Raw genomic sequence first — 25,006 nt, forward strand, 5'->3', positions numbered from 1 at the left:
GACGCACATCACGCGATTGATTTCGTCCGAGAGGTTTGATCCACAGTCAACTCGGGTCATCCACAGGCGATTTGAGCCTCCCTGTGGACAGCCCTCGCAGTCCAGTCGCGCGCTCTCCGGGGGGCTCAGTCACACCGGCGGCCTCACCCGCGCCACCCTGCGCAGCACCCCCGGTGCCCACCGCTTCAGCGCATGGGCCACTCGTGCCTCGGCGGTCACCGGCACCACCGCCTGATTGCGTACCACCGCCCGCAGGATCGCGTCGGCGACCTTCTCCGGCGGGTAGTTGCGCAGCCCGTACAGGCGGGCCGCCCGCCTCCGCAGCCGCCGCTGTTCCTCGGCGTCCGCGCCCGCGAAGCGCGCCGTGGAGGTGATCGCGGTGTTGACGAAGCCGGGGCAGATCGCCGTCACGCCGATGCCCCGCCCGGCGAGCTCCGCGCGCAGGCTCTCGCTGAGCATCAGCACCCCCGCCTTGGACGTGCCGTAGGCGGGCAGGGCCCGGGTCGGCAGGAAGGCCGCCGCCGAGGCGACGTTGACGATGTGGCCGCCCTGCCCGCGCTCCGCCATCCGCCGGCCGAACAGCCGGCAGCCATGGATCACGCCCCACAGATTGACGTCGAGGACCTGCTTCCAGTCCTCCGGGGTGGTGTCGAAGAAGGAGCCGCCGAGTCCGATGCCGGCGTTGTTGACCAGGACGTCCACCACGCCGTACTCCGTGGTGACCCGGTCCGCCAGCTTCTCCATGGCCTGCTCGTCGGACACGTCCGCCGGCTCCGCCCAGGCCGCCGGGGCGCCGGCCCGGCGGGCGTCCTCGGCGGTGCGGGCGGCGGAGTCCGGGTCGCGGTCGACGGCCACCACCCGTGCGCCCGCCCTCGCGAACGCCAGCGCCGTCGCCCGCCCGATGCCGCTCCCGGCGCCGGTGACCAGCACCAGCTGCCCGCCGAAGCGGTCGGCGTACCGGCCCCGTGCCGCCACCCGGGTCCGGCCAGCCTCCACCGAGGTGACGAAGTCGGTGATCCACACCGCCAGCTGGTCGGGGCGGGTGCGCGGTATCCAGTGCCGGGCCGGCAGCGTCCGCCGGGTCAGCTGCGGCACCCACTGCTCCAGTCCGTCGTAGAGCCGCTCGGACAGGAACGCGTCGTCCAGCGGCGTGATCAGCTGCACCGGCGCATGCGCGTACGCGTCGGGCCGCGGCCTCTTCAGCCGGGCGCGGACGTTGTCCCGGTAGAGCCACGCCCCGTGGGCCGCGTCCGACGGCAGCGACGAGGTCGGGTAGCCGCCGCCGGGGGCCTTCTCCATCCGCGCCAGGATGCGCGGCCAGGCCTTCCCCAGCGGCCCGCGCCAGGCCAGCTCGGGCAGCACCGGGGTGTGCAGCGCGTACACGTACCAGGACTTGGCGCCCTGGCCGAGCAGCTGCCCGACCCGGCGCGGGGTGGGGCGCCTCAGGCGCCGGTCGATCCAGTGGCCGAAGTGGTCGAGGGACGGCCCGGACATGGAGGTGAAGGAGGCGATCCGGCCCTTGGTGCGCGCCACGGTGGTGAACTCCCAGCCCTGCACCGAACCCCAGTCGTGCCCCACCAGGTGCACCGGCCGGTCCGGGCTGACCGCGTCGGCGACGGCCAGGAAGTCGTCGGTGAGCTTCTCCAGGGTGAACCCTCCGCGCAGCGGACGTGGTGCCGTGGACCGGCCGTGGCCCCTCACGTCGTACGCCACCACGTGGAAACGCTCGGCGAGGCGCGGCGCCAGCTCGGACCACACCTCCTTGCTGTCGGGGTAGCCGTGCACCAGCACGACAGCCGGCCGTCCGGGCTCGCCCAGCTCGGCCACGCACAGCTCGACCCCGCCCGTACGCACCCGGCGCTCCCGCGCGCCGGCCAGGCTGCTCTCCGCCGTCCCCGCCATCTCCGCCCTCCCCGCCATCCCCGGCCCCCTTCGCCACGCGTCCGCAACGCGGCGTGAGCGGACGCGACTGCCGCGAATCTGGCAGTTGTTGGACAAGACGTCAACAGTGCCCCCTGCAGGCATGTACGACTCCCCTACGGGAACGTACGACTCCAGATGGACCCCAAGACGGCTCTCCGGTCTGACGACCGGGGTGGTACGGGTCACTACCGTCGAGGACGTGACTGTGATCGCGACCGAAAGCCTGAGCAAGCGGTACCCGAGGGTGACCGCTCTTGACCGGCTCTCCGTGGACATCGGGCCCGGTGTGACCGGACTCGTCGGAGTCAATGGAGCCGGCAAGTCCACTCTGATCAAGATTCTCCTTGGTCTCTCCCCCGCCACCGAGGGCCGTGCCGAAGTGCTCGGACTCGACGTCGCCACCAAGGGCGCCGCCATCCGGGAGCGGGTCGGCTACATGCCGGAGCACGACTGCCTGCCGCCGGACGTGTCGGCGACCGAGTTCGTCGTCCACATGGCCCGCATGTCGGGACTGCCGCCCACCGCCGCGCGCGAACGCACCGCGGACACGCTGCGCCACGTCGGCCTGTACGAGGAGCGCTACCGCCCCATCGGCGGCTACTCCACCGGCATGAAGCAGCGCGTGAAGCTGGCTCAGGCCCTGGTGCACGACCCGCAGCTGGTCTTCCTGGACGAGCCGACCAACGGCCTCGACCCGGTCGGCCGCGACGAGATGCTCGGTCTGATCCGCCGCATCCACACCGACTTCGGCATCTCGGTCCTGGTCACCTCCCACCTGCTGGGCGAGCTCGAGCGCACCTGCGACCACGTCGTCGTCATCGACGGCGGCAAGCTGCTGCGCGCCAGCTCCACCACCGACTTCACCCAGACCACCACCACCCTCGCGATCGAGGTCACCGACACCGACGAGCACCCGGACGGCACCCGCGCGGTGCGCGAGGCGCTCCGGGCGCGCGGGGTGAGTGTCGAGGACGGCAGCGGACTGCCGGGCGCCGGACACATCCTGCTGCTCACCGCGCAGGGCGAGGAGACCTACGACCTGGTCCGCGACGTGATCGCCGACCTGGGCCTCGGCCTGGTGCGCATGGAGCAGCGCCGGCACCACATCGCCGAGGTCTTCACCACCAGCGACGAGCAGCGGAAGGAGGCGGTCGGCCATGGCAGCTGAGCAGTCCCCGCGGACACCCGCCACCGCCGCGGGTGACACCCGTATCCACAACATCGGCTACCGCTCCTACGACGGTCCCCGTCTCGGCCGCGCCTACGCCCGCCGCTCGCTGTACTCGCAGTCGCTGCGCGGCGCCTACGGCCTCGGCCGCTCGGTGAAGTCCAAGGTGCTGCCGATGCTGCTGTTCGTGGTGATGTGCGTGCCGGCCGCGATCATGGTGGCCGTCGCCGTGGCCACCAAGGCCAAGGACCTGCCCGTCGACTACACCGAGTACGCGATCATCATGCAGGCCGTGATCAGCCTGTACGTCGCCTCGCAGGCACCGGTGGCGGTCTCGCGCGACCTGCGCTTCAAGACCGTCCCGCTGTACTTCTCGCGGCCGATCGAGACCGCCGACTATGTGCTCGCCAAGTTCGCCGCGCTGGCCTCGGCCCTGTTCGCCCTCACGGCCGCACCCCTGCTGGTGCTGTATCTGGGCGCGCTGCTCGCCAAGCTCGACTTCACCGACCAGACCAAGGGATTCGCTCAGGGAATCGTCTCCGTGGCACTGCTCTCGCTGCTTCTCGCCGGCATCGGCCTGGTCATCGCCGCGGTCACCCCGCGGCGCGGCTTCGGCATCGCGGCCGTGATCGCGGTCCTGACCATCTCCTACGGCGCGGTCTCCACGCTCCAGGCGATCGCGGACGCCCAGGGCAGCGACGGCTCCATCGCCTGGATCGGCCTGTTCTCGCCGATCACCCTCATCGACGGGGTGCAGACCGCCTTCCTCGGGGCCACGTCCACCTTCCCCGGCGGGGTCGGCCCGGACAGCGCCGAGGGCGTGGTCTACGTCCTGTTCACCCTCGGTCTGATCGCCGCGTGCTACGGACTCCTGGTGCGCCGCTACAAGAAGGTGGGCCTGTGACCACGCTCTCCATCGACCACGTCTCCCGCTGGTTCGGCAATGTGGTCGCCGTCAACGACATCACCATGACCATCGGCCCCGGCGTGACCGGCCTGCTCGGCCCCAACGGCGCCGGCAAGTCCACCCTCATCAACATGATGGCGGGCTTCCTCGCCCCCTCCACCGGCACCGTCACCCTCGACGGACAGCAGGTGTGGCGCAACGAGGCCATCTACAAGCACATCGGCATCGTCCCCGAGCGCGAGGCGATGTACGACTTCCTCACCGGCCGCGAGTTCGTGCTCGCCAACGCCGAGCTGCACGGCCTGGGCGCCAGGGCGGCGCAGAAGGCGCTCGCCACGGTCGAGATGGAGTACGCCCAGGACCGCAAGATCGCCACGTACTCCAAGGGCATGCGCCAGCGCGTGAAGATGGCCTCGGCGCTGGTCCACGAGCCCTCGCTGCTGCTGCTCGACGAGCCGTTCAACGGCATGGACCCGCGCCAGCGCATGCAGCTGATGGACCTGCTGCGGCGCATGGGCGACGAGGGCCGCACGGTGCTGTTCTCCTCCCACATCCTCGAGGAGGTCGAGCAGCTCGCCCGGCACATCGAGGTGGTGGTGGCCGGCCGGCACGCGGCCAGCGGCGACTTCCGCAAGATCCGCCGCCTGATGACCGACCGCCCGCACCGCTACCTGGTGCGCTCCAGCGACGACCGCGCCCTGGCCGCGGCGCTGATCGCCGACCCGTCCACCTCCGGCATCGAGGTCGACCAGGCGGAGGGCGCGCTGCTCATCCAGGCCGTGGACTTCGGCCGCTTCACGGCGCTGCTGCCGCGGGTGGCCCGCGACCACGGCATCCGGCTGCTCACCGTCTCGCCGTCGGACGAGTCGCTCGAGTCCGTCTTCTCGTATCTCGTCGCGGCGTAGGAGGCCGAAGATGTACGACCCCACAGTCGCCCGGCTCACCTACCGGGCCCTGCTCGGCCGCCGCCGGGCCCTCATCCTGGGCGCGCTGCCCCTGCTGCTCCTGCTGATCGCGTTCGCGGTGCGGGGCCTGGCCGGAGCCGACGACCAGACCGCAGCCGACCTGCTGGGCGGGCTGGCGCTCGCCACCATGGTGCCGCTCATCGGTGTCATCGCGGGCACCGGTGCGATCGGCCCGGAGATCGACGACGGCTCGGTGGTGTACCTGCTGTCCAAGCCGGTCAAGCGGCCCACGATCATCTTCACCAAGCTGATCGTCGCCATCGCCGTGACCATGGTCTTCTCGGCGGTGCCCACCCTGATCGCGGGCTTCGTCCTCAACGGCAACGGGCAGCAGATCGCGGTCGCCTACACCGTGGCGGCGCTGGTCGCCTCCATCGCCTACGCGGCGCTGTTCCTGCTGCTCGGCACGGTCTCGCGGCACGCGGTGGTGTTCGGTCTGGTGTACGCGCTGGTGTGGGAGGCGCTGTTCGGCTCCCTGGTGCCCGGCGCCCGCACGCTGAGCGTCCAGCAGTGGTCGCTGGCCGTGGCGCAGAAGGTCGCCGGGGGCGATCTGATCACCTCGGACGTGGGCCTGACCACCGCGACGGTGCTGCTGGCCGCGGTCACCGTGCTGGCGACCTGGTTCGCCGGCCAGAAGCTGCGCACCCTGACCCTCGCCGGGGAGGAGTGACCCGCGGACTGCGTCAGTACCGCGCCGGGGCGCCGCCGATCACGGTGGCGCCCCGGCGCGGTTCGTCAGCCCTGTGGCACGGTTTCCGCGGATTTATTCGGTGGCGTCCGGCACGGCCGGCCGGGCAGAGTGGTTTTGTCCAGCGCCGGTGAGGATCCGGCGCCCCTGCACTGGGAGAGGAGCGGGACGATGTCCATGCACGGCAGTACGTCCTGCTCCCGTCAGGGCAGCCCGCGGCGGACTCCGGAGTAATCCCTACCGCTCCGTCGAGACCGCACCCCACGGGAGCTGCCCGGGGCGGCCGCTTCGAGCACGCGAGTCGCACCTCGCGTGGGCCGCCCACCCGGAGGATTGGCCGAGTGGCAAGGCACTGGCCCTGCGCTGCGCTCCACCAGAGGCAGGCCACGGTCGGGCTGAACAGCCCGCGCACGTTCGATCCGTGCATCCTCCGCCGATCACCGAGCCGACCGCGATGACCGAGCCGGCCGTCGATGATCCGAGCGACGCCGCTGACCGCGGGCGGTTCCGCTGATCGCGGCCGGTTGAGCGATTCCGGCCGGTTGAGCGATTCCGGCCGGTTCAGCGTTCCCGGCCGGTTCAGCCCAGCAACTGCTCCAGCACGACGGCCACGCCGTCCTCGTCGTTGGACGACGTCACCTGGTCGGCCACCGCCCGCAGTTCCGCATGGGCGTTGGCCATCGCCACACCGTGTCCGGCCCAGGCGAACATCGGGATGTCGTTCGGCATGTCCCCGAAGGCGATCGTCTCCGGGGCCTTCACCCCGAGCCGGCGCGCCGCCAGCGACAGCCCCGTGGCCTTGGACAGGCCCAGCGGCAGCAGCTCCACGATGCCCTCGCCCGCAAGCGTCACGGTGACGAACCCGCCCGCGGTCCGCTCGGCCGCCTCGGCCAGCTCGTCGTCGCTCAGCGCCGGGTGCTGGATGTAGAGCTTGTTCAGCGGCGCGGACCACAGGTCCGAGGCGTCCGTGAACGGGGTCGCGGGCAGCCCGCCCACCACCTCGTAACCGGGCCCGACCAGCACCTCGCCGTCCAGCCCGTCCCGGCTCGCCGCCAGATGCAGCGGGCCGACCTCCGCCTCGATCTTGGCCAGAGCCACCCCGGCGAGCTGCCGGTCCAGGGTGACCGAGGTCAGCAGGCGCCGGGCCCCGGCGTCGTACACCTGGGCGCCCTGGCCGCAGACGGCGAGGCCCTGATAGCCGAGGTCGTCGAGGACGGGGCGGGTCCAGGGGACCGCGCGGCCGGTGACGACGATGTGCGCGGCGCCCGCCGCCGCTGCCGCGGCGAGCGCGTCACGGGTGCGCCGGGTCACCGACCCGCCGGAGCCGAGCAGCGTTCCGTCGAGGTCGGTGGCGACGAGCCGGTACGGGAACGGCGACGGGGTGCCGCTCACTTGGCGACCGGTTCCAGCAGCTCCCGCCCGCCCAGGTAGGGACGCAGCACCTCGGGCACCCGCACGGAGCCGTCGGGCTGCTGGTGGTTCTCCAGGATCGCCACGATGGTGCGGGGCACGGCGCACAGGGTGCCGTTGAGCGTGGCCAGCGGCCGCACGGTCTTGCCGTCACGGACGCGGATCTGCAGGCGGCGCGACTGGAACTCGGTGCAGTCGGAGGTGGAGGTCAGCTCGCGGTACTTGCCCTGCGTCGGGATCCACGCCTCGCAGTCGTACTTGCGGGCGGCCGAGGAGCCCAGGTCGCCCGAGGCGACGTCGATCACGCGGAACGGCAGCTCGAGCGAGGTCAGCCACTGCTTCTCCCACTCCAGCAGCCGCCGGTGCTCCTCCTGCGACTCCTCGGGAGCGACGAAGGAGAACATCTCGACCTTGTCGAACTGGTGCACCCGGAAGATGCCGCGGGTGTCCTTGCCGTGCGAGCCGGCCTCGCGGCGGAAGCACGGGGAGAAGCCGGCGTAGCGCAGCGGCAGCCGGTCGGCGTCGATGATCTCGTCCATGTGGTACGCGGCGAGCGGTACCTCGGAGGTGCCGACCAGGTAGAGGTCGTCCTTGTCGAGGTGGTAGACGTCCTGCGCCGCCTGGCCGAGGAAGCCGGTGCCGGCCATCGACTGGGGGCGGACCAGCGCCGGGGTCAGCATCGGCGTGAAGCCGGCCGCGGTGGCCTGCGCGATGGCCGCGTTCACCAGCGCCAGCTCCAGCAGGGCGCCCACGCCGGTGAGGAAGTAGAAGCGGGAACCGGAGACCTTGGCGCCGCGCTCGACGTCGATGGCGCCGAGGATCTGGCCGAGCTCCAGATGGTCCTTGGGCTCGAAGCCCTCGGCGGCGAAGTCACGGATGGTGCCGTGCGTCTCCAGGGTGACGAAGTCGTCCTCGCCGCCGACGGGCACGTCGGGGTGGACGATGTTGCTCAGCTTGAGCAGCAGCTCCTGCGTCTCCTGGGCCGCGGCGTCACGGTCGGCGTCGGCCGCCTTGACGTCGGCCTTGAGCTGCTCCGCCTTCCTCAGCAGCTCGGCCTTCTCGTCGCCGGTCGCCTTGGGGATGAGCTTGCCGAGCGCCTTCTGCTCGGCGCGCAGCTCGTCGAAGCGGACGCCGGACGACCTGCGCCTCTCGTCGGCAGACAGGAGGGCGTCGACGAGCGCGACGTCCTCTCCACGGGCGCGCTGAGAAGCGCGCACACGGTCGGGGTCCTCACGAAGCAGGCGAAGGTCAATCACGGCTCAAGGCTACCGGTGCGGACCGACGGCTCTCGACTCACCATTGCCGCAGCATCGATTACGTCCCGTTATGTGCGAAATGCGCACTGTGTTCCGTGGGGTCAAGGAAATGGCGGCGCCGCCCGGAACGGGTAAGTGCGAGTATGCGGGTTGACCGGAATTCCTTGGCTGTGAGGGCACTTGGCGGCCGGTTGTCCACAGGTCCGGGCGTGATCCGGAAAGTTATCCACAGGGTGTGGGGAAGAACTGTGGACGTCGGAATTGATCACTCCGAATACCTTGATCGAACTCGAGGATTCCCTGGACAAAGACCCTTTACCCCCACTTTCGAGTGGAAAGGAGTAGCTCCAAAGGGTTGACCAAAGGAAAAGGGTGGACGAAGGGTGATCTGCGGGACGGTGAGCGCGACCATGACCCAAAGGGTGATTTGTCGACCGAAGTGGTCTTTGGTGTCGACTTGTCCCCAGGTCGAGAAGCGGACCTGTGGATAACTCCTGTGGACAACCCAAAATCAGCAGGTAGCACCGCTCGGAGCCGCCGCGCGGGGCCCGGTTCCGCACCCCGTCGGTCTGGCTCAGAGGGTCAGAACCTGCCGTCCTGGCACCGCGCCACCCAGTCCGCCGCCGCGGCGAACTCCTCGTCCGAGGTCCCCGGCAGCAGCGGGCGCACCTCCTCGGGGCGCACATCCGCCCGCGGGTACGAGCCGAGGAAGCGCACCTGCAGGCAGATCCGCTTCAGCCCCATCAGCGCCTCGGCCACCCTGCGGTCCGAGATATGGCCCTCGGCGTCGATGCAGAAGCAGTAGTTGCCGATGCCCGCGCCCGTCGGCCGGGACTGCAGCAGCATCAGGTTGATGCCGCGGGTGGCGAACTCGCCCAGCAGATCACGCAGGCCGCCGGGATGGTCGTCGCGCTGCCACAGCACCACGGAGGTCTTGTCGGCACCGGTCCGCGCCGCGGGCCGGGCCGGCCTGCCGACCAGTACGAACCGGGTCTGCGCGTTCTCCGCGTCGTGGATGTTGGTCTCCAGGGCCTCCAGGCCATAGCGGGAGGCGGCGAACTCACCGGCGAAGGCCGCGTCGTAACGGCCCTCCTGCACCAGCCGGGCACCGTCCGCGTTGGAGGCGGCGGACTCCCAGACGGCGTCCGGGAGATTGGCCTTCAGCCAGTTGCGGACCTGCGGCTGGGCGGCCGGGTGGGCCGTCACCGTCTTGATGTCCGACAGCTTGGTGCCGGGCCGCACGAGCAGCGCGAAGGCGATCGACAGCAGTACCTCGCGGTAGATCATCAGCGGGGCGCCGGCGACCAGCTCGTCGAGCGTGGTGGTGATGCCGCCCTCGACGGAGTTCTCGATCGGCACGAAGGCCGCCTCCGCCTCACCGGCGCGCACCGCGTCCAGCGCGGACTGCACGGACACATACGGGACCAGCTCCCGGGTGGCGGCCTCGGGAAGCGTGCGCAGGGCGACCTCGGTGAAGGTGCCTTCGGGGCCGAGATAGGCATAGCTCGCGGGCATGACCTCACCCTAATGGGCCCACGCCCGTGACGGCTCGGCATGACCTCTCCGGGGTGACAGACAGGCGCTTCAGCCCTCCAGCAGGTGCTGCCCCACGTACTCTCCCTCCGCCGCGCCGCCCGGCACCGCGAACAGCCCGCTCGCCTCGTGCCGGATGTACGGCGACAGCGCGTCCCCGCGGTCCAGCTTGCGCTGCACCGGCACGAACCCGCGCAGCGGATCGGCCTGCCAGCAGATGAACAGCAGCCCCGCGTCCGGCACCCCGTCCGCGTCGATCCCGTCGTGGTAGGAGAACGGGCGCCGGAGCATCGCCGCCCCGCCGTTCTGGTCGGGCCGGGTGATCCGGGCGTGGGCGTTGTAGGGGACGACGAGATTGCCCTCGGCGTCCGTCTTCTCCAGGTCCATCTCCGAGGTCTCGGTTCCCCCGGAGAGCGGGGCGCCGTCGGACTTGCGGCGCCCGATGACGTTCTCCTGCTCCTTGAGCGACAGCTTCTCCCAGTCGTCGAGCAGCATGCGGATCCGGCGCACGACCGCGTAGGAGCCGTTCGCCATCCAGGCGGGCTCGCCGTCCTCCGGGACGAAGATGCGCTTCTCGAAGTCGGGGTCGGAGGGCTTGGGGTTGCGGGTGCCGTCGATCTGGCCCATGAGATTGCGGGCGGTCATGGGGTGGGCGGTGGCACCCGGGGTGCGGTTGAAGCCGTTCATCTGCCAGCGCACCCGGGCGGCCGAGCCCGCGTCCTTCTGGATCGCGCGCAGCGCATGGAAGGCGACCAGCGCGTCATCGGCGCCGATCTGCACCCACAGGTCGCCGTTGCTGCGCGCCTTGTCGAGGTGGTCGGAGGAGAACTCCGGCAGCGGGTCAAGGGCCACCGGGCGCTGCTTCTCCAGCCCGGTGCGGCCGAAGAAGCTGTGCCCGAAACCGAAGGTCAGGGTCAGCCCGGAGGGACCGGCGTCACGGGCCACATCGGTGTCGCCGTGCGCGGCCGGCTCCCCGGCCATCAGCCGCCGTGCCGTGTCCGACCAGCGGCGCATCAGGGCGGCGGCCTCCTTGCGGCCGGCGCCCGGCGCCAGGTCGAAGGCGATCAGATGGCCACGGGCCTGGAGTCCCTCGGTGATGCCGGGCTGGTGTTTCACGTGAAACGGCACCCGGCGCTCTCCCACCGACGACAGCGGGGTCGACGCCCCCGCCGGTGCGGAGGTGTATCCCACGGCACCGCCCGCCGCGCCGAACACAAGGCCCGTCGCCCCGGCGGTGCCGAGCAGCCGGCGCCGCGAGATCCCATGACCCGCGGCCTGCGTGACGGCGCCCTCCTCGGGGGCGTCCGGAGCCGTCTGGGAAGTGGACTGGTCAGCCATGGTGGTTCAGCCGATCTGCGTGTTCTTGGAGACGGTCACCTGGTCGATGTCGGAGGTCCGCACGGTCGCCTCGATCTTCCAGTCGCCGGCCATGGGGATCTGCACCCCGCTCGCGGACCAGTGTCCGGTGGAGAGGCGATCGGGCACGACCGGTAGCGGCCCGATGTCCTTGGCCTCCAGAGTGAAGGCGATCTTCACCTCGGGGATGTCGTAGGGCTTGCCGTCGGGACGCTCCACATAGACGTGCACGGCGTTGCTGCCCACCTGCGCCGGGTCCAGGTCGATGGTCACCACGCCCTTGCCGTCCTTGCCGCCGGTGTCGAACGGCATGTTCAGCGTGACCGCGCCGGACCCCTGACCGGAGGCGGCGGACGACGAGGAGGAGGACGAGGTGGCCGCGGCGGCCTCCTGCACGGTGCGCCCCGGCTCGGTCTGCGTCAGGACGGTGGTCACGGCGAGCAGGACGACGGCGACGCCCGCCTCGGCGAGCACGGAGCGACGCAGACCGGAGCGGTCGGGGTCGGCGTCCCGCAGCCGCTTCTGCCGGGCCGCCTCCATCGCGGCCCGCTGCCGGGCGAGCTGCGCGGCCCGCACGGAGCCGGCATCGCTACCCGCCTTTCCGGCGGGCGCGGCGTTCTTCCGGGCGTTGCCCTCGGCGGCAGAGCTGCTGCCCGCGTCGGCTTCGGTCGCGGACCCGTCGCCCGCACCGGCCTCACCCGAGGAGCTCGTGCCCTCGCCGGCCTCGCCGGACGTGCCCGTGCCCTTCCGCTCGACGGCCTCACCCGCACCGCCCCCGGTGGCACCCGCACCGGCTCCGGCGGTACCGCCCTCGACCGCGCCGCTCGTGGCCGCACTCTTGCCCGTGCCGCTCTTCGCCACGGCGCCCGCGGGCTCCTTGGCCTCATCGGCCTCCTTGGCCTCCTCCCGCCGGGCCGGGGCGGGCCGGGGCTCCGCCAGCCGGGCCGTCCACGTCCGTGAGACATAGGCGATCCCGACGAGCACCGCCACCAGACCGATCTTCGCCAGCAGCAGCTGCCCGTACCGCGTGTCGGTGAACGCCGACCAGGAGCCGAGCTGACGCCAGCTCTGGTAGATCCCGGTGACGGCCAGGACGATCACGCTGCCGAAGGCCAGCCGGGAGAACCGCCGGACCGCGTCCCGGCCGACCGGGGTCTCGGCCGGCGCCCGGTAGAGCGCCACCAGCAGGGCGGTGAGCCCGCCGAGCCAGGCGGCGGCGGCCAGCAGATGGATCACGTCGACCGGCATGGCGATGCCCGGCTGGAGCCCGGTGGAGGCGTGCTCGGACAGCGCCCAGCTGGCCGCCAGCCCGGCCGCCACCACCGTGCCGCCGATCGCCAGACCGAAGGCCAGATCCCGCTTCTCCTCGTCCTCCCGCTTGTCGTACGCGCCGAAGAGCACCGCGATGAACAGCGCCGCCGCCGCGAGCAGCAGCAGCCGGGACACCAGCGCCGCACCCGTCTTGGTCTGCAGCACCTCACCGAGCAGCGACAGGTCGAAGACGTCCCCGACCTTCCCGGAGCCGGTGTAGGAGCCGCGCAGGAGCAGCAGCGCCAGGGTGGCCGAGGTCAGCGCCAGCCAGCCGGCGACCACCAGCCGCTGCAGCGCCCGCACGCCGGACCCGCGCGGCCAGCAGGCCAGCACGAAGGCGGCCGCGCCGACGAGCACCACGAACCCGGCGTAGGACACATACCGTCCGGCGCCGTACAGCCAGCCGACCACGCCCTCGTCCGAGGCCTGCCCGGACGTCGCCACGGTGGTCTCGGAGGGCGCCCCGATGGAGAAGGTGAAGGCACCGGTGACGGGATGACTGTCCGCCGACACCACCTGGTAGGTCACGGTGTAGGTGCCGTCGGGCAGCCCGCTGAACAGGCGCACCGAGTAGGTGGTGCCGCTCGGGTTGGACGGGTCGCCCCGGTCGACGCGCTTGCCCTTGGGGTCGAGCACCCGCAGGGCGTCGTCGCTGACCGCGATCGGCTCGGAGAAGGTGAGCGAGACCTTGGTGGGGGCCTTGTCGACCACGGCCCCCTGCCGGGGGTCGCTGCCGGTCAGCGCGGCGTGCGCGGAGGCGGGAGCGGCCCCGGCCAGGAGCGCGCCGGCGACGGCCAGCAACAGCAGGACCAGGGTCCGGACGCGGGGGGCGATGGTCTGGGTGGTCACGGGGGTGGTCTCCCTCAGTGTCCGTGCTTCGGGGTGTAGGTGGCCGGCTTCACCGGGATGTCGACCGTGACGGGGCCGGAGTGGGCGAAGCGCAGCTCGACGGTGACCTTCTGGCCCTCCTTCGGCTTGCGTTTCAGCTCCTCGAACATCAGGTGGTTGCCGCCGCTCTTCAGCACGAGCCGGCCGTGGGCCGGGATCTCGAGGCTGTCGACCTCCTGCATCGAGCCGTCGACGGTCTCGTGCACGGTGACCTGGCCGGCGATGTCGCTGCTGACCGAGGTCAGCCGGTCGTCGGCGCCGCCCTTGTTGGTGATGGTGAAGAACCCGGCCGCCATGTCCGACACCGGCTGCGGCATGTAGGCACCGGTGACGGACAGCTCGGCCTTGTCCGGCGCCGCGTCCGGCCCGGAGTCCGAGCCGCCGCAGCCGGCCAGGGTGAGCGCCCCCGCGACGACCCCGGCCGCGACCGCGAGCCGCCTCACGGGTTCTCCCCCTTGATGATCTTCGGGAGGTCCTTGGCGTAGTCCTGGACGGTGGCGTCGTCGCCGTAGAAGAGGTAGCCCGCGTCGGTCTTCGGCGAGAAGGCGACGACCTGGGTGCCGTGGTCGGAGACGATCTTGCCCTTGTCGTCCTTGCGCGGCGGCTCGATGGAGATGCCCAGGGTGCGGGCGCCGGCCTGGATGGTGTCGAAGTCGCCGGTGAGGCCGGTGACCTGGGGGTCGATGCCCTTGAGCCACTTGCCGAGCTCCTTCGGGGTGTCCCGCTCGGGGTCGGTGGTGACGAAGACGATCCGCAGCTTGTCCTGCTGCTCCTTGGGCAGCTGCTTCTTGGCCACCGCGATGTTGTTCATCGTCAGCGGGCACACGTCGGGGCAGTGGGTGTAGCCGAAGTAGATCAGCGTCGGCTTGCCCGCCGTCTCCTCACGGAAGTCGTAGGGCTTGCCGTTGGTGTCGGTGAGGACCAGGTCCGGCTTCTCGAACGGCTTGTCGAGAACGGTGGCCGCCTTCTTCGGGCCGGCCTCCTCGGAGACCACGGTGACAGGGTCGCCGCCGCCGTCGCCGCGGTCGGTGCCGCAGGCGGTGAGGGTCAGGGTGGCGGCGAGCAGGGCCGCCGCCGTGAGGGTCTTGTTGCGCATGAAAGGTGTCCCGGAGGTGAGTGCACCGGCGTGCACCGGGAGGACACGGGGCCGCGGCCGGTCCCGGTGCACGCCGTGGAAGGGATGCGGTCAGGTGGTGGTGCGCCGGCGGCCGGCCAGCACGCCGTAGGCGACACCCGCGGCACCGACCACGATGCCGACGACGCCCAGGACCCGGGCGGTGGTGTCGGTTCCGCCACCGGACTCCTCGGAGCCCGCGGCGCTGGTCCTGGCGGCTGCGTTCGCGGTCCCGTCCTCCGCCTTGCCGGCCGAGGCGCCGTGGTGGCCGTCGTCCGAGGCCTCGGACAGGGCGAGGACCGGCGCCGGGTTCTCCGGCTCCTCCTGACCCTTCTGCGGCACCTCGATCCAGCGGACGACCTCCTTGTCGGAGTACGTCTGCAGGGCCTTGAAGACGAGCTCGTCGGCGTCCTCGGGCAGCGTGCCCATGGACACCGGGAACTTCTGGAAGAAGCCCGGCTCGATGCCCTTGCCGTCGGCGGTCCAGGTGACCTTGCTGACCACCTCGTCGATCTTCTTGCCGTGCAGCTCGAGCGGCTTGTCCAGCTTGGACTTGGTGACCTCGGCCTTCCAGCCCGGCACCGGCTGCGGCATCACCGACGCCAGCGGGTGGTCGGCGGGGAAGGTCACCTCGAGCTTGGTGGTCGAGGCGTCGTCCCGCTCGTTGGGGACCTTGAAGTCGACGACCGCGTACGAGCCCTTCGCGGCCTCGCCCTCCGGCTGCACACTCACGTGCGCGACGGCGGGGGCGGACAGGGCGAGGACGGCGGCACCGGCGACGGCACCGGCGGCGGCGATACGGGAAGCCTTCATGGCAGAAGCACTCCGCTTCGGTTCGTGGTTTCACGGACGGTGACGCGTACGCGGACGGCACCCTCGCTCGGGGCGGTCCGGGCGCACGCGGAGAACGGGGGCGCACCCGCGCATGCCGGGCCTCACCTCGAGGAGACCCGAGCCGGGCCTCTTCTCGACGAGGCCGGGGCGTCCCCCTCCGCGGAACCGGAAGCGGCGCCGTGTCAGGCGGCGAGCGCGAATGCGGTGCGGCCGGCGGGCGGGCCGCGGCGGATCACCGTGTGGTGGAGTGCGTTCGTGTGCAGCGGGGGCGGCGCGAGCAGGGCGGTGCGCGGCGTTCTCGGCGCGGCTTCCGGCGCGCCGGGCAGCCCCGCACGCAGCGCGCGCACCAGGGCGATCGCGGCGCGCAGCGACCGCATGAGCGCGCCCTCGGTGACGCCGTGGGCCGACAGCTCGGCGAGCCGCAGCAGCGCGAGATCGCCGTGCCGCAGCAGCCAGCCCGTGGCGAGCGCCGCCAGGACGTGCACCAGCAGCATCGGCAGGGACGGCAGCAGCGACACCGGGGCGTTTGCCGAGGACACCGAGTCCGCCAGGACGTGCCCGGCGTGCGGATCGCCGCCCGCGGGGAGCACCCGGGCGTCGGCCAGGATCCGGCGCGCCTGCCCCGTACTGATCGCCCCCTCGTGCGGCCCGCAGGCCAGCCGCGCCGCCCGCTCGACCAGCGCCGCGTCGGAGAGCCTGGACGCGCCCGGGGAACCGGCCCCGTGCTGCCCCAGTCCGAACAGCGTGTGCAGCGCCGTCTGACCGACCGCGAGCATGGCCGCCGTCCCCGGCAGCGAGCGGGGACGCCCCGCCAGCGGCACCGCGACCACGAGCGCCGCGAGGAAACCGGCGCCCAGCGCCCACAACGGAACGGCGGTGCAGGAGGTGATCGTATGACCTGCCCCGGCCAGCACGACACAGACCGCGGCGAACACCGCGGCCCGCATGATCCGGAGCCCTGCTCCGGTGCGCGTCGTACGCGGGTGGGGGGCAGTCATGGCGGGCCCATCATCGCACCGGGCCCGTGGGCGCCGTACGGCAGGTCCCGAAGATGAGGTTCGACCGGAAGGTCGCCTTGGCGGCCGACCGCCCCACATACACCGATCGCCTTCACGACACACCCGCCATATGGGCGGCATCACGTCAACTTCACGCTTACAAGTGAGCACCCAGGGCAATACGTAACGGTATGTCGAGGCGCGGCCTGGAGGCTGGAGCATGAGCATCTGGTGGTCACTCCAACTGCGGCGTGAGGCTGCCAGCGTGCCGCTCGCCCGACGCCTGCTGCTCGGCACGATGGAGACCGCGGGCGTCGACCCCGACGTCTCCTACGACCTGTCCGTCGCCCTCAGCGAGGCCTGCGCCAACGCCGTCGAGCACGGCGGCGACGGCGCCCGCGGCGCCTCCTCCGAGGCCTACCGGGTCACCGCCTATCTGGACGGCGAGAAGTGCCGTATCGAGGTCGCCGACGCCGGCCCCGGCTTCCCCGCCGGGGCCGGCTCCCGTTCCCGCCTCCCTGCCCGTCCGGCCCCCGCCGACGCGGAGCACGGCCGCGGCCTCTGCCTCATCCAGGAACTCGCCGACCACGTCCACTTCGGCACCGAACCCGGCCGCGGTGGCGCAGTGGTGAGCTTCGACAAGATCCTCAAATGGCGAGAAGACGCTCCCTTGATGGCGGTGTAGCCCAGAAGGCAGGCAAGCTTGTGCCCGTCGCCCCGGGCAGCCGGCGTCCGTCCCGGACTCCGAGAAGAGCCTTCCGGCGCGTCGAACTCCGGTGCACCACCCTCCCCTTGACGGCAACAGGCGATGGATTTTCCCGCGACCCGGTTCCATTGTCATGCCGTGATCAATAGCACCCTCGTTACACCAGCAAACGGATGTGCTGCAAGATCGATGTCAGGTACGGATAAGGAGCGCACCGCGCCTGGGGAAATCGAAGGCGGGGCCGTTCACAGTTTCGGGGCTGTTCACACTTCTGAGACCGACCGCTGTGCCCCGCTGCCTATGACCTCTTCAGTCGCAAGAGCAAGCGCGAATCTCTGCATTCGCACCATGAAACGGGGAGAAACAAGTGAAGAAGACGCTGCTGACCACGGGTCTCGTCGGGATGCTGCTGGTCGGAGCGACCGCGCTTGCCATAGCCATCTCCGACTCCGCCTCGACGCCGCTGCCCGGCACGGGGGCGAAGGTCAGGCCAATGCGTGGCAGTGCAACGCGTACGTGGACAAGTGCTCCTTCAAGACCTCGACCAAGGCCAAGAAGGGCAGCTCGAAGTACAAGGTCAGCAAGATCACCAACACGGCGACCGTGAAGGCCAACGGCTGGCAGGCCACCCTGTCGCTCAGCCCGAGCGGTACGAAGGTGAGTGAGAGCACTCGCCGCGTCAGCTGGACGAACAAGAACACCTGGATCTCCGACATCAGCGGTATCGCCGACCCGGGCGGCGCGCTCAACATGAGCGTCACCACCTGCTCCGACGGCGGCGCCTTCAAGTCCGGTGTCAAGGCGTTCGCCTCGGCCTGCGCCAACGACTGACCGACGATCCGATCCATCCGGCTGCGGGGTCACGCATGTGCGTGGCCCCGCTCAGCCATGAGGAACCTCATGAAGATCAATCCTCTTCAGGCCGGTACAGGACGTCGCAGCCGTGTGGTCGCAGCAGTGGCACTGGCCGCAGCCGCGGCCGCCCTGGGCGTGACCGTGTTCGGCGGCGGCTCGGTGAACCGTCCCGAGCGGCCGGGCGACGGGCTCGCCGAACAGCTCGACGCCCTGCGCGGCGCGAACGACCTGGTCCGTGCCACGACCGAGGACGTCGGGCAGGACCCCGCCCTGTACCCGACCGCGTACGGACGCATGGAGGCCACGCTCGCCGCCGGCCGCCGGTCCGCGGCCCGGGTACCCGAAGTCCGTACCGCCGCCCTGGCGGATCTCGCCCGCACGGAGATGCTGGACACCCCGGCCTGGCGGGCGCACTACGTGTGTCTGTCGTTCACGGGCTCCGGGGGACCGCCGTCCGCGGATGCCGCGACGGTCCTGGACCGGGCCGGGATCCGGAGAAGGGCCGAGCGCGAGGCACTCGCGTATCTGCGCAAGCCGGATGAAGGGGATGACGCTCTGACGTCGCTCGCCACGCGGGCGGCGTTCCTCCAGACCCTGACGTGCCTGGGGCGCGGGGACGACGTGCCTCGCGCCGTACTGGACCGTCTCGCCACGGACACCGCTCGTGCCGACCAGCCCGTACCGGTGCTCTACGCCGTCGACGCGTTGCGGGCCGCCGGGGTCCGTGCCCGCGCCACGCGGGTTCTGCGGGACGCCGGGACGCACCTGAACGCCGGCTGCGCGAAGTCCGGTCCGATGCAGCGAGCCGCTCTGGCCCTGCTCAGCCAGAACTTGACGCAGCAGACGCGCTCCTGCCTGCTGCCCGCGCTGAAGGACTCCGACACCCAGACCCGCTGGGTGGCCCGGCGTGCCCTCACCAGTGCCACCGCCAAGTCGGCTGCCCCGCTGCCCGCCCCGGCGGGCAGCATCAGGGCCGACGGTCTGGTCGCCAAGTCCCCCGCTCAGCTGGGCACGCTCACCGCCACGTACAACGCCGCCCGGGCCCTGACCGCCAGCGCCCAGCAGGAACAGGCACCGGACTGGCTGAAGAAGCGACTCAAGCAGCTCGGTTCGGATCCCGAACTCGACCCGTCCGACCGTGTCCTGCTCGCCATGACGTGCCACCGGCTCTCCCTGGACTGCGGGCCGCAGGCGGAGAAGGGAGCCAAGGAGGCCGCCGAGCTGAAGGTGCCGGCCCGCCTCACCAAGGAGAACCAGCGCAGCTGGTACGGCGCCCTGGCGGCCCGTGCCGAGTTCGGACTGGGATGCCGGCGTACGTCCGTCGAGCTGCCCGAGGACAAGGGCTCCCCGCTCTCCTACCGCTCGCTGCACATCGTGACGGTGCTCGCCGACTCGGGCTGCGAGCAGCAGGCCGCCCGGCTCACCAAGGGGGTCGACCTCGTGGCTCAGGTCCGCAAGGCTCTGCGCGACGGGGATCTGCTGACAGCTTCCGACGCGGCCCAGGCGGCCCTCGTCTCCGATCAGAACATCCCGCAGTCGCTGTGGGACGAGATCCCCGGCCTGCTGAGACGCTACCGCGACGCCGAGCACGGGGCGCTGTACGCGGCGACGCCGGGCGGTCCCGCCACGGCGGATGCGACCAGAGCCGCCTACTACCTCCTCGCCTGAATTACCCCGTCCCCACCGCAGAAGGAAGACCCCCTCGTATGAACACCGATTCTCCACCCGCCGTCCTGGCCGAAGGACTGGCCTTCAGCTATGCCTCCGGCGGCGGGCTGGCCCGTGCCGACCTCACGCTCGACGCGGGAGTGATGGCTGCCGTCGAGGGTCCTTCCGGCTCCGGCAAGAGCACCCTGCTCGCCTTGCTCGGACTCATCCTGTCGCCGGCCGAGGGCTCCCTGCACATCGCCGGCACGGACGCCGGCGCGCTGTCCCAGGCGGAGCGGGACCTTCTGCGGCAGCGATCCATCGGCATCGTGCTTCAGGACCTCGGTCTGCTGACGTTCCTCAACGCCTGGGAGAACGTCGCCGCGGCCTTCGGTCCGCGGCTCGGCCGGCACCGCACGGCCGCCCGGGACCTGCTCGGCGACCTCGGCATGGCGCAGCTCGCCGACTCCCCGGTCACCGAACTCTCTGGTGGCCAGCGGCAGCGCATCGCCGTCGCGCGGGCCGCCGTGAAGCAGCCTGTGCTCATCTTGGCCGACGAGCCGACCTCCGGCCTCGACCCCAAGACCGCGAACTCGGTCATGGACTCGCTGCGTGCCTGCGCTGAGAAGGGCGCCGCCGTGCTGCTCGTCACGCACGACTCCGCGATCGCCGGGAAGTGCGACCAGCGCTACGTCCTCGACGAGGGAGTGCTGTCGGCCGCCGGTGATCAGGCCGCAGCCGCTCCGACCGCCGACAAGGAGACCCTGCGATGAGCCGTTGGAGCCTTTACACCTGGAAGCGTGACGGGCGTTCGCTGCGCAGGGCGTTGCCGACGCTCACCGTCCTGGCGGCTCTGCTGACCACCTCGGCCGGGGTGGCGGCGGGGGCCGCCGGGGCCGTGGAGCGGGATGTGCTGGGGTCGGGCGGGCTCACCCAGATCGAGCTCTCCTCGTTCGAGGGCGACGCCTCGGTCCGTCCGCTGACCACCTCGGCGCTGCGGGACGCGGAGGGTGTGCCGGGGGTCCGTCAGGTGGTCGCCGACTACTCCTCCGTGCTGTACGCCGAGGAGGAGGGCACCTTCGACCTCACCAGTCACACCCTGACCCCCGGGGACGACCTTCCGGTCACCGAGGGTGAGATCCCCGCCGAGCTCGGGCGGGACGAGGTCGTGCTGCCGGCCACCGCGCAGGGCACCGACTTCACTCCGCTCCTCGGGCGGAGCGTGGCCTTCGGGTACACCAAGGCGACGGGTGCGTCCTCCGGCACGACCGCCGTGATCAAGCTGAGGATCGCCGCCCTGTACGACCCGAGCTGGCAGGTCGACGGACCGGGTGTGGCCTATCTCTCCGAGGAGACCGCTGCGCTGCTGGCCGCGGCACGGGCGGGGCAGGAGCCCGAGACCTTCCGCAAGAAGGAGGGCGCCCAGTCCGCCATCGTCGTGGTCGGGCACCAGAAGCAGGTGGCCGCCGCCACCAAGGCGCTGCAGGACGACGGCTTCTCGGCGTCCCCGGTGTCCGACCGGGTGCGCAATCTGCCCGGTCTGTTCGGCGCCGCGGATCTCGCGATGCGGGTCGGCGTCCTGATCATGGCGCTGGTCGCCATCGGGCTCGGTGTCGTGCGGGCGGCGGACAGCACCCGCGCGCGGATCGGTCAGTTCGCCGTGCTGCGGATCCTCGGTTCCGGACGGCCGGAGTTGCGCCGGATCCTGCTCGGCGAGGCCCTGCTCACGGGCGGTGTGGCAGGCGTGGTGGGCACGGTCGCCGGCACCGGAGTCTCCCTCGCCCTGGCCGGTCCGCTCAGCGACATGCTCGGCCTGCCGATCACCCGCGCGGACGCCCTGCCCGGGCCGGGCTGGGCCGCCGCCGCGCTGCTCCTGCCCGCGGCCGGCCTCGCCGCCGGGACGCTCTTCGGCAGCCGTGAGGTCCTCCGCCGGGATCCCTACCTCACCGCGCGGGCGCACAGCTGACAAAGGCTGTATGGAGAGCGCTCATGCGGAAGCCGTGAGTGGAAGAGGCCGGGTACCCATCGGTACCCGGCCTCTTCGGCGTCAGGGAATGTCAGCCCTTGAGGGAGGCCATCCAGGCCTCGACCTCGTCCGAGCGCCGGGGCAGGGCGGCGGAGAGGTTCCGGTTGCCGTCCTCGGTGACCAGGATGTCGTCCTCGATGCGGATGCCGATGCCCCGGTACTCCTCCGGCACGGTCAGGTCGTCCGCCTGGAAGTACAGGCCGGGCTCGACGGTGAGCACCATGCCCGGCTCCAGCGTGCCGTCGACATAGGTCTCGGTCCGTGCGGCGGCGCAGTCGTGGACGTCCATGCCGAGCATGTGCCCGGTGCCGTGCAGGGTCCAGCGGCGCTGCAGACCCAGCTCCAGCACCCGCTCCACGGGCCCCTCGACCAGGCCCCACTCCACGAGCCGCTCGGCCAGCACCCGCTGGGCCGCGTCGTGGAAGTCCCGGTACTTGGCGCCCGGCTTCACCGCCGCGATCCCGGCCTCCTGGGCGTCGTACACCGCGTCGTAGATCTTCTTCTGCAGCTCGGTGTAGCGGCCGCTGATCGGCAGGGTGCGGGTGACGTCGGCCGTGTAGTACGTGTGCGTCTCCACGCCCGCGTCGAGCAGCAGCAGGTCGCCGGCGCGGACCGGGCCGTCGTTGCGCACCCAGTGCAGCGTGGTGGCGTGCGGGCCTGCCGCGCAGATGGAGCCGTAGCCCACGTCGTTGCCCTCCACGCGGGCGCGCAGGAAGAAGGTGCCCTCGATGTAGCGCTCGCTGGTCGCCTGCGCCTTGTCGAGAACCTTCACCACGTCCTCGAAGCCGCGCACGGTCGAGTCGACGGCCTTCTGCAGCTCGCCGATCTCGAAGTCGTCCTTCACCAGCCGCATCTCGGAGAGGAAGACCCGCAGCTCCTCGTCGCGCTCGGCGGTGACCTTGTCGGTCAGCGCCTCCTCGATGCCGGCGTCGTGGCCGCGCACCACGCGGACGGGGCCGGTGGCCTCGCGGAGCGCGCCGGGCAGCTCACGCACGTCGGACGCGGGGATGCCGTAGAGCTTCTCCGCCTCGGTGAGGGAGTGGCGGCGGCCGACCCACAGCTCGCCGTGGCCGTCCAGCCAGAACTCGCCGTTCTCCCGGTTGGAGCGCGGGCGGAGGTAGATCGTCGACTGGTGGCCGTCGGCGGTGGGCTCCATGACGAGGACGCCGTCCTCGGTCTGGTTGCCGGTGAGGTACGCGTACTCGACCGAGGCGCGGAAGGGGTAGTCCGTGTCGTTCGAGCGGGTCTTGAGGTTGCCCGCGGGGATCACCAGGCGCTCGCCGGGAAAGCGCGCGGACAGCCGGGCGCGGCGGGCGGCGGTCTCGGCCGCCTGCGGGATCGGCTCCAGGTCGTGCAGCTCGGTGTCGGCCCAGCCGGTCTTCATGTTCTCGGCCAGCTCGTCGGACACGCCCGGGTACAGGCCGTTCTTGCGCTGCTTGATGGGCTCTTCGGTCTCTTCCGGGGTCTCCGGGGTGAGCTCGTCGGCCACGTCATCCTCCTCGATACGGCACTGGACCGCCCTCCATCGTACGGTCGCGCCGAAACGGTCACAGGAGGTGAGCGCCTCTTACGTCACCGGTCACCGACGCCGGTCGTCGCGCGTGGGCGGCACCGGAGGACTCCGGTCGGAGGTCTGCTCGGACCTGGCCTACTCGAAGCGCGCCGCCAGCAGCACCACGTCCTCGCCCGAGTCCGCGGGGTCCGTCTCGTCCGCCCGGCCCGGCAGCACCGTCCGCAGGATGTGGTCGACGATGGCGTCCGGGTCGCGCCGCAGCGCTCTCGGCACCCCGGCGGCCGCCGCGTGCAGCCGGGCGAAGGCGCGGTCCGTGGGGTCGCCGGTGCGGTGCAGCAGCCCGTCGGTGTACAGCAGAACCGTCTCTCCCGGTTCGGCGTGGATCTCCACGCTCGGCGCCTCCCAGCAGGCGAGCATGCCGAGCGGGGCCGACACCGAGGTCTCCACGAACTCGGTGCGCCGCTCCCCGATCAGCAGCGGCGGGCTGTGCCCGGCACCGGCCAGGGTGATCTTGCGCAGCGCCGGTTCGCAGTAGCCGAACAGGGAGGTGGCCGACCAGGCGGGCTCGGTGAGCCGCAGCAGCAGCTCCAGGTCGGACAGCACGGCGACCGGGTCCTCCCCCTCCATCACCGCGTACGCCCGCAGGGAGGCGCGCAGCCGGCCCATCGCGGCGACCGCGCTCGGTCCCGACCCGGTGACGGAGCCCACGGCCAGACCGAGCGCCGCGTCCGGCAGCGGCAGCGCGTCGTACCAGTCGCCGCCGCCGCGCGGGGAGGTGCGGTGCCGGGCGGCGAGCTGGACGCCGGGGACGCGCGGCAGCCGGGAGGGCAGCAGCTCCTCGCTCATGGTGGCCATGGCCGTGCGGGTGCGGTGCAGCTCCACCAGGCGGGCGAGGTGCTCGGCGGCGTAGCGGGCGTAGAGGCCGACCAGGTGCCGCTGGCGTTCGCCGGGCTCGGCCGGCTCGTCGTACAGCCACACCGCGGCGCCCAGGCGCTGCGCGGACTCGGCGGCGAGCGGCAGCGCGTAGCTGGCGGCGTAGCCGAGGCGGGCGGCGACCTCGCGGTGGCGGGGGTCGAGCCCCTTCTCGGCGAACAGGTCGGGCTCCGCGATGCCGTCGTCGGCGCCGGGCAGGCCGTCGAGGATCCTGCCGTACGACAGCGAGCTGCGCGGCACCGTCTCGATGTGGCCGAGGTCCGAGTGGGCGAGGCCGAGACCGACGGTGGTGTCCGGGCCGAGACCGTCGGCGGGCTCCAGCACGACAAGTCCGCGCCGGGCGCCCACCAGGGCGGCTCCGGCGCGCAGCAGTTCCCGCAGGGCCTCGTCGAGCGTGCTCGTCCGGGTCAGGCGTTCGGTGAGTTCGTGGAGGGTCGTGAGGTCGGAGACCCATCCCGCCAGCCGGTCCTGGAGCACCGCGCTCGGTGCGTGCTGCGGGCCGGGCGGTGCACCGGAGCTGTCGGCGACGACGGACCCGACAGTGTGTGCGGGGGCGGGAACCGTTGAATCGATTCCGGCCACTTTCGGAGGGTGCGGGGCGTTCATGGCGTCCGGCTTTCCGGCCGGTGCGTACTGCACAAAAGCATCGCAAACCCCCATGTCATTCTGCGTCGCCGGCAGTGTTCCACATGTACACGCACTCGTGAGGAGATGTCCAGCATTGTCCTGCTGGGATTCCTGGTGTCCGTGAGCCTGAAGGGAATGGCCCACAGACCCCTTGCCGAAATATGAAGTTGGCTTGAAACTGCCTCAGGGGGAGGCCTCTTGCGGTCGACTGGGTTTGCTCGACGGAGCGTCACAGCGGTCGTGTGGGGTACGTACTGGGTTAAGGCCAGGGGTGGTTGGGAGCCACCCGGGAACCTGGTGACGGGCCCGGGCGTCCTATCCACCGAAGACCGTGCCCCATCCTCCCGT

At 71.5% G+C, this 25,006-nt stretch carries 21 protein-coding genes and 1 tRNA gene; 10 read left to right on the top strand and 12 right to left on the bottom strand.

The genetic code is table 11. The features are described 5' to 3' along the window. Nucleotides 1-129: 129 nt before the first annotated feature. Nucleotides 130-1,902 carry an SDR family oxidoreductase gene (locus ABD198_RS21325; protein ID WP_344004343.1) on the bottom strand — a complete coding sequence of 591 codons (1,773 nt, stop codon included), beginning with the start codon at nt 1,900-1,902 and terminating at the stop codon, nt 130-132. A gap of 226 nt (nt 1,903-2,128) precedes the next feature. On the opposite strand from ABD198_RS21325, the gene ABD198_RS21330 reads away from it, so the two are divergent. The 5 genes from ABD198_RS21330 (at nt 2,129) to ABD198_RS21350 (ending at nt 6,084) form a co-directional block, all read left to right on the top strand. Next, nucleotides 2,129-3,091, top strand: coding sequence for an ABC transporter ATP-binding protein (locus ABD198_RS21330; RefSeq protein ID WP_344004436.1), 963 nt, complete (start codon nt 2,129-2,131; stop codon nt 3,089-3,091). Further along, nucleotides 3,081-3,995 (top strand): ABC transporter permease, encoded by a 915-nt coding sequence (locus tag ABD198_RS21335; RefSeq protein ID WP_344004346.1) that lies wholly within the window; start codon nt 3,081-3,083, stop codon nt 3,993-3,995. The genes ABD198_RS21330 and ABD198_RS21335 overlap by 11 nt, the downstream gene beginning before the upstream one ends. After that, nucleotides 3,992-4,903 (top strand): ABC transporter ATP-binding protein, encoded by a 912-nt coding sequence (locus tag ABD198_RS21340; RefSeq protein WP_344004349.1) that lies wholly within the window; start codon nt 3,992-3,994, stop codon nt 4,901-4,903. The genes ABD198_RS21335 and ABD198_RS21340 overlap by 4 nt, the downstream gene beginning before the upstream one ends. 10 nt (nt 4,904-4,913) lie before the next feature. After that, nucleotides 4,914-5,633 (top strand): ABC transporter permease subunit, encoded by a 720-nt coding sequence (locus tag ABD198_RS21345; RefSeq protein ID WP_344004352.1) that lies wholly within the window; start codon nt 4,914-4,916, stop codon nt 5,631-5,633. 345 nt (nt 5,634-5,978) lie between these two features. Next, nucleotides 5,979-6,084, top strand: a tRNA-OTHER gene (locus ABD198_RS21350). Nucleotides 6,085-6,230: 146 nt separating this feature from the next. Here ABD198_RS21350 and ABD198_RS21355 read toward each other — a convergent pair. The 9 genes from ABD198_RS21355 to ABD198_RS21395 all read right to left on the bottom strand — a co-directional run bounded on the left by ABD198_RS21355 (nt 6,231) and on the right by ABD198_RS21395 (nt 16,351). Further along, a complete protein-coding gene (locus tag ABD198_RS21355) occupies nt 6,231-7,043 on the bottom strand; it encodes an HAD family hydrolase (protein ID WP_344004356.1) in 813 nt (270 codons plus the stop codon). Continuing rightward, a complete protein-coding gene (gene serS / locus ABD198_RS21360) occupies nt 7,040-8,317 on the bottom strand; it encodes a serine--tRNA ligase (protein WP_344004360.1) in 1,278 nt (425 codons plus the stop codon). The genes ABD198_RS21355 and serS overlap by 4 nt, the downstream gene beginning before the upstream one ends. 582 nt (nt 8,318-8,899) lie before the next feature. Then, nucleotides 8,900-9,832 (bottom strand): prephenate dehydratase, encoded by a 933-nt coding sequence (gene pheA / locus ABD198_RS21365; RefSeq protein ID WP_344004363.1) that lies wholly within the window; start codon nt 9,830-9,832, stop codon nt 8,900-8,902. Between the two features lie 69 nt (nt 9,833-9,901). Then, nucleotides 9,902-11,188, bottom strand: coding sequence for an iron uptake transporter deferrochelatase/peroxidase subunit (gene efeB / locus ABD198_RS21370; protein WP_344004365.1), 1,287 nt, complete (start codon nt 11,186-11,188; stop codon nt 9,902-9,904). 6 nt (nt 11,189-11,194) lie between these two features. Next, entirely contained in the window at nt 11,195-13,366 is a 2,172-nt protein-coding gene (locus ABD198_RS21375; RefSeq protein WP_344004368.1) for a copper resistance CopC/CopD family protein, read from the bottom strand. A 14-nt stretch (nt 13,367-13,380) separates the two neighbouring features. Next, nucleotides 13,381-13,848, bottom strand: coding sequence for a copper chaperone PCu(A)C (locus ABD198_RS21380; protein WP_344004371.1), 468 nt, complete (start codon nt 13,846-13,848; stop codon nt 13,381-13,383). Next, nucleotides 13,845-14,501, bottom strand: a complete 657-nt coding sequence (locus ABD198_RS21385) for an SCO family protein (RefSeq protein WP_344004374.1) — start codon at nt 14,499-14,501, stop codon at nt 13,845-13,847. The genes ABD198_RS21380 and ABD198_RS21385 overlap by 4 nt, the downstream gene beginning before the upstream one ends. Before the next feature lie 90 nt (nt 14,502-14,591). Further along, the gene (locus ABD198_RS21390) at nt 14,592-15,332 is read right to left on the bottom strand and encodes a YcnI family copper-binding membrane protein (RefSeq protein ID WP_344004377.1); all 741 of its coding nucleotides are present in this window, start codon (nt 15,330-15,332) and stop codon (nt 14,592-14,594) included. 203 nt (nt 15,333-15,535) lie between these two features. After that, the gene (locus ABD198_RS21395) at nt 15,536-16,351 is read right to left on the bottom strand and encodes a hypothetical protein (RefSeq protein WP_344004381.1); all 816 of its coding nucleotides are present in this window, start codon (nt 16,349-16,351) and stop codon (nt 15,536-15,538) included. A gap of 220 nt (nt 16,352-16,571) precedes the next feature. Here ABD198_RS21395 and ABD198_RS21400 point away from each other — a divergent pair, with 220 nt between their 5' ends. From ABD198_RS21400 to ABD198_RS21420, 5 genes are all read left to right on the top strand, one after another. Further along, on the top strand, nt 16,572-17,036 hold the full coding sequence (locus ABD198_RS21400; RefSeq protein WP_344004384.1) for an ATP-binding protein: 465 nt from the start codon (nt 16,572-16,574) through the stop codon (nt 17,034-17,036). A gap of 537 nt (nt 17,037-17,573) precedes the next feature. After that, a complete protein-coding gene (locus ABD198_RS21405) occupies nt 17,574-17,888 on the top strand; it encodes a hypothetical protein (protein WP_344004386.1) in 315 nt (104 codons plus the stop codon). 114 nt (nt 17,889-18,002) lie between these two features. Next, complete coding sequence (locus ABD198_RS21410; RefSeq protein WP_344004388.1) at nt 18,003-19,580, top strand: hypothetical protein; 1,578 nt, start codon at nt 18,003-18,005, stop codon at nt 19,578-19,580. Nucleotides 19,581-19,618: 38 nt separating this feature from the next. Further along, the gene (locus ABD198_RS21415; RefSeq protein ID WP_344004390.1) at nt 19,619-20,332 is read left to right on the top strand and encodes an ABC transporter ATP-binding protein; all 714 of its coding nucleotides are present in this window, start codon (nt 19,619-19,621) and stop codon (nt 20,330-20,332) included. Continuing rightward, a complete protein-coding gene (locus ABD198_RS21420; protein ID WP_344004392.1) occupies nt 20,329-21,525 on the top strand; it encodes an FtsX-like permease family protein in 1,197 nt (398 codons plus the stop codon). The genes ABD198_RS21415 and ABD198_RS21420 overlap by 4 nt, the downstream gene beginning before the upstream one ends. 91 nt (nt 21,526-21,616) lie before the next feature. Here the strand turns inward: ABD198_RS21420 and ABD198_RS21425 are convergent, their stop codons facing one another. Further along, complete coding sequence (locus ABD198_RS21425; RefSeq protein ID WP_344004395.1) at nt 21,617-23,074, bottom strand: aminopeptidase P family protein; 1,458 nt, start codon at nt 23,072-23,074, stop codon at nt 21,617-21,619. Nucleotides 23,075-23,233: 159 nt separating this feature from the next. Beyond that, the gene (locus tag ABD198_RS21430; RefSeq protein ID WP_344004398.1) at nt 23,234-24,691 is read right to left on the bottom strand and encodes a PP2C family protein-serine/threonine phosphatase; all 1,458 of its coding nucleotides are present in this window, start codon (nt 24,689-24,691) and stop codon (nt 23,234-23,236) included. Between the last annotated feature and the right edge of the window lie 315 nt (nt 24,692-25,006).

Origin of the sequence: Streptomyces thermocarboxydovorans (assembly GCF_039524635.1) — a bacterium.
GTDB lineage: Bacteria > Actinomycetota > Actinomycetes > Streptomycetales > Streptomycetaceae > Streptomyces > Streptomyces thermocarboxydovorans.

Coding starts and splice junctions, on each gene's coding strand:
- ABD198_RS21325 (WP_344004343.1), bottom strand. CDS start 1,902: ATGGCGGGGACGGCGGAGAGCAGCCTGGCCGGCGCGCGGGAGCGCCGG.
- ABD198_RS21335 (WP_344004346.1), top strand. CDS start 3,081: ATGGCAGCTGAGCAGTCCCCGCGGACACCCGCCACCGCCGCGGGTGAC.
- ABD198_RS21345 (WP_344004352.1), top strand. CDS start 4,914: ATGTACGACCCCACAGTCGCCCGGCTCACCTACCGGGCCCTGCTCGGC.
- pheA (WP_344004363.1), bottom strand. CDS start 9,832: ATGCCCGCGAGCTATGCCTATCTCGGCCCCGAAGGCACCTTCACCGAG.
- efeB (WP_344004365.1), bottom strand. CDS start 11,188: ATGGCTGACCAGTCCACTTCCCAGACGGCTCCGGACGCCCCCGAGGAG.
- ABD198_RS21385 (WP_344004374.1), bottom strand. CDS start 14,501: ATGCGCAACAAGACCCTCACGGCGGCGGCCCTGCTCGCCGCCACCCTG.
- ABD198_RS21390 (WP_344004377.1), bottom strand. CDS start 15,332: ATGAAGGCTTCCCGTATCGCCGCCGCCGGTGCCGTCGCCGGTGCCGCC.
- ABD198_RS21395 (WP_344004381.1), bottom strand. CDS start 16,351: ATGACTGCCCCCCACCCGCGTACGACGCGCACCGGAGCAGGGCTCCGG.
- ABD198_RS21400 (WP_344004384.1), top strand. CDS start 16,572: ATGAGCATCTGGTGGTCACTCCAACTGCGGCGTGAGGCTGCCAGCGTG.
- ABD198_RS21415 (WP_344004390.1), top strand. CDS start 19,619: ATGAACACCGATTCTCCACCCGCCGTCCTGGCCGAAGGACTGGCCTTC.
- ABD198_RS21420 (WP_344004392.1), top strand. CDS start 20,329: ATGAGCCGTTGGAGCCTTTACACCTGGAAGCGTGACGGGCGTTCGCTG.
- ABD198_RS21430 (WP_344004398.1), bottom strand. CDS start 24,691: ATGGGGGTTTGCGATGCTTTTGTGCAGTACGCACCGGCCGGAAAGCCG.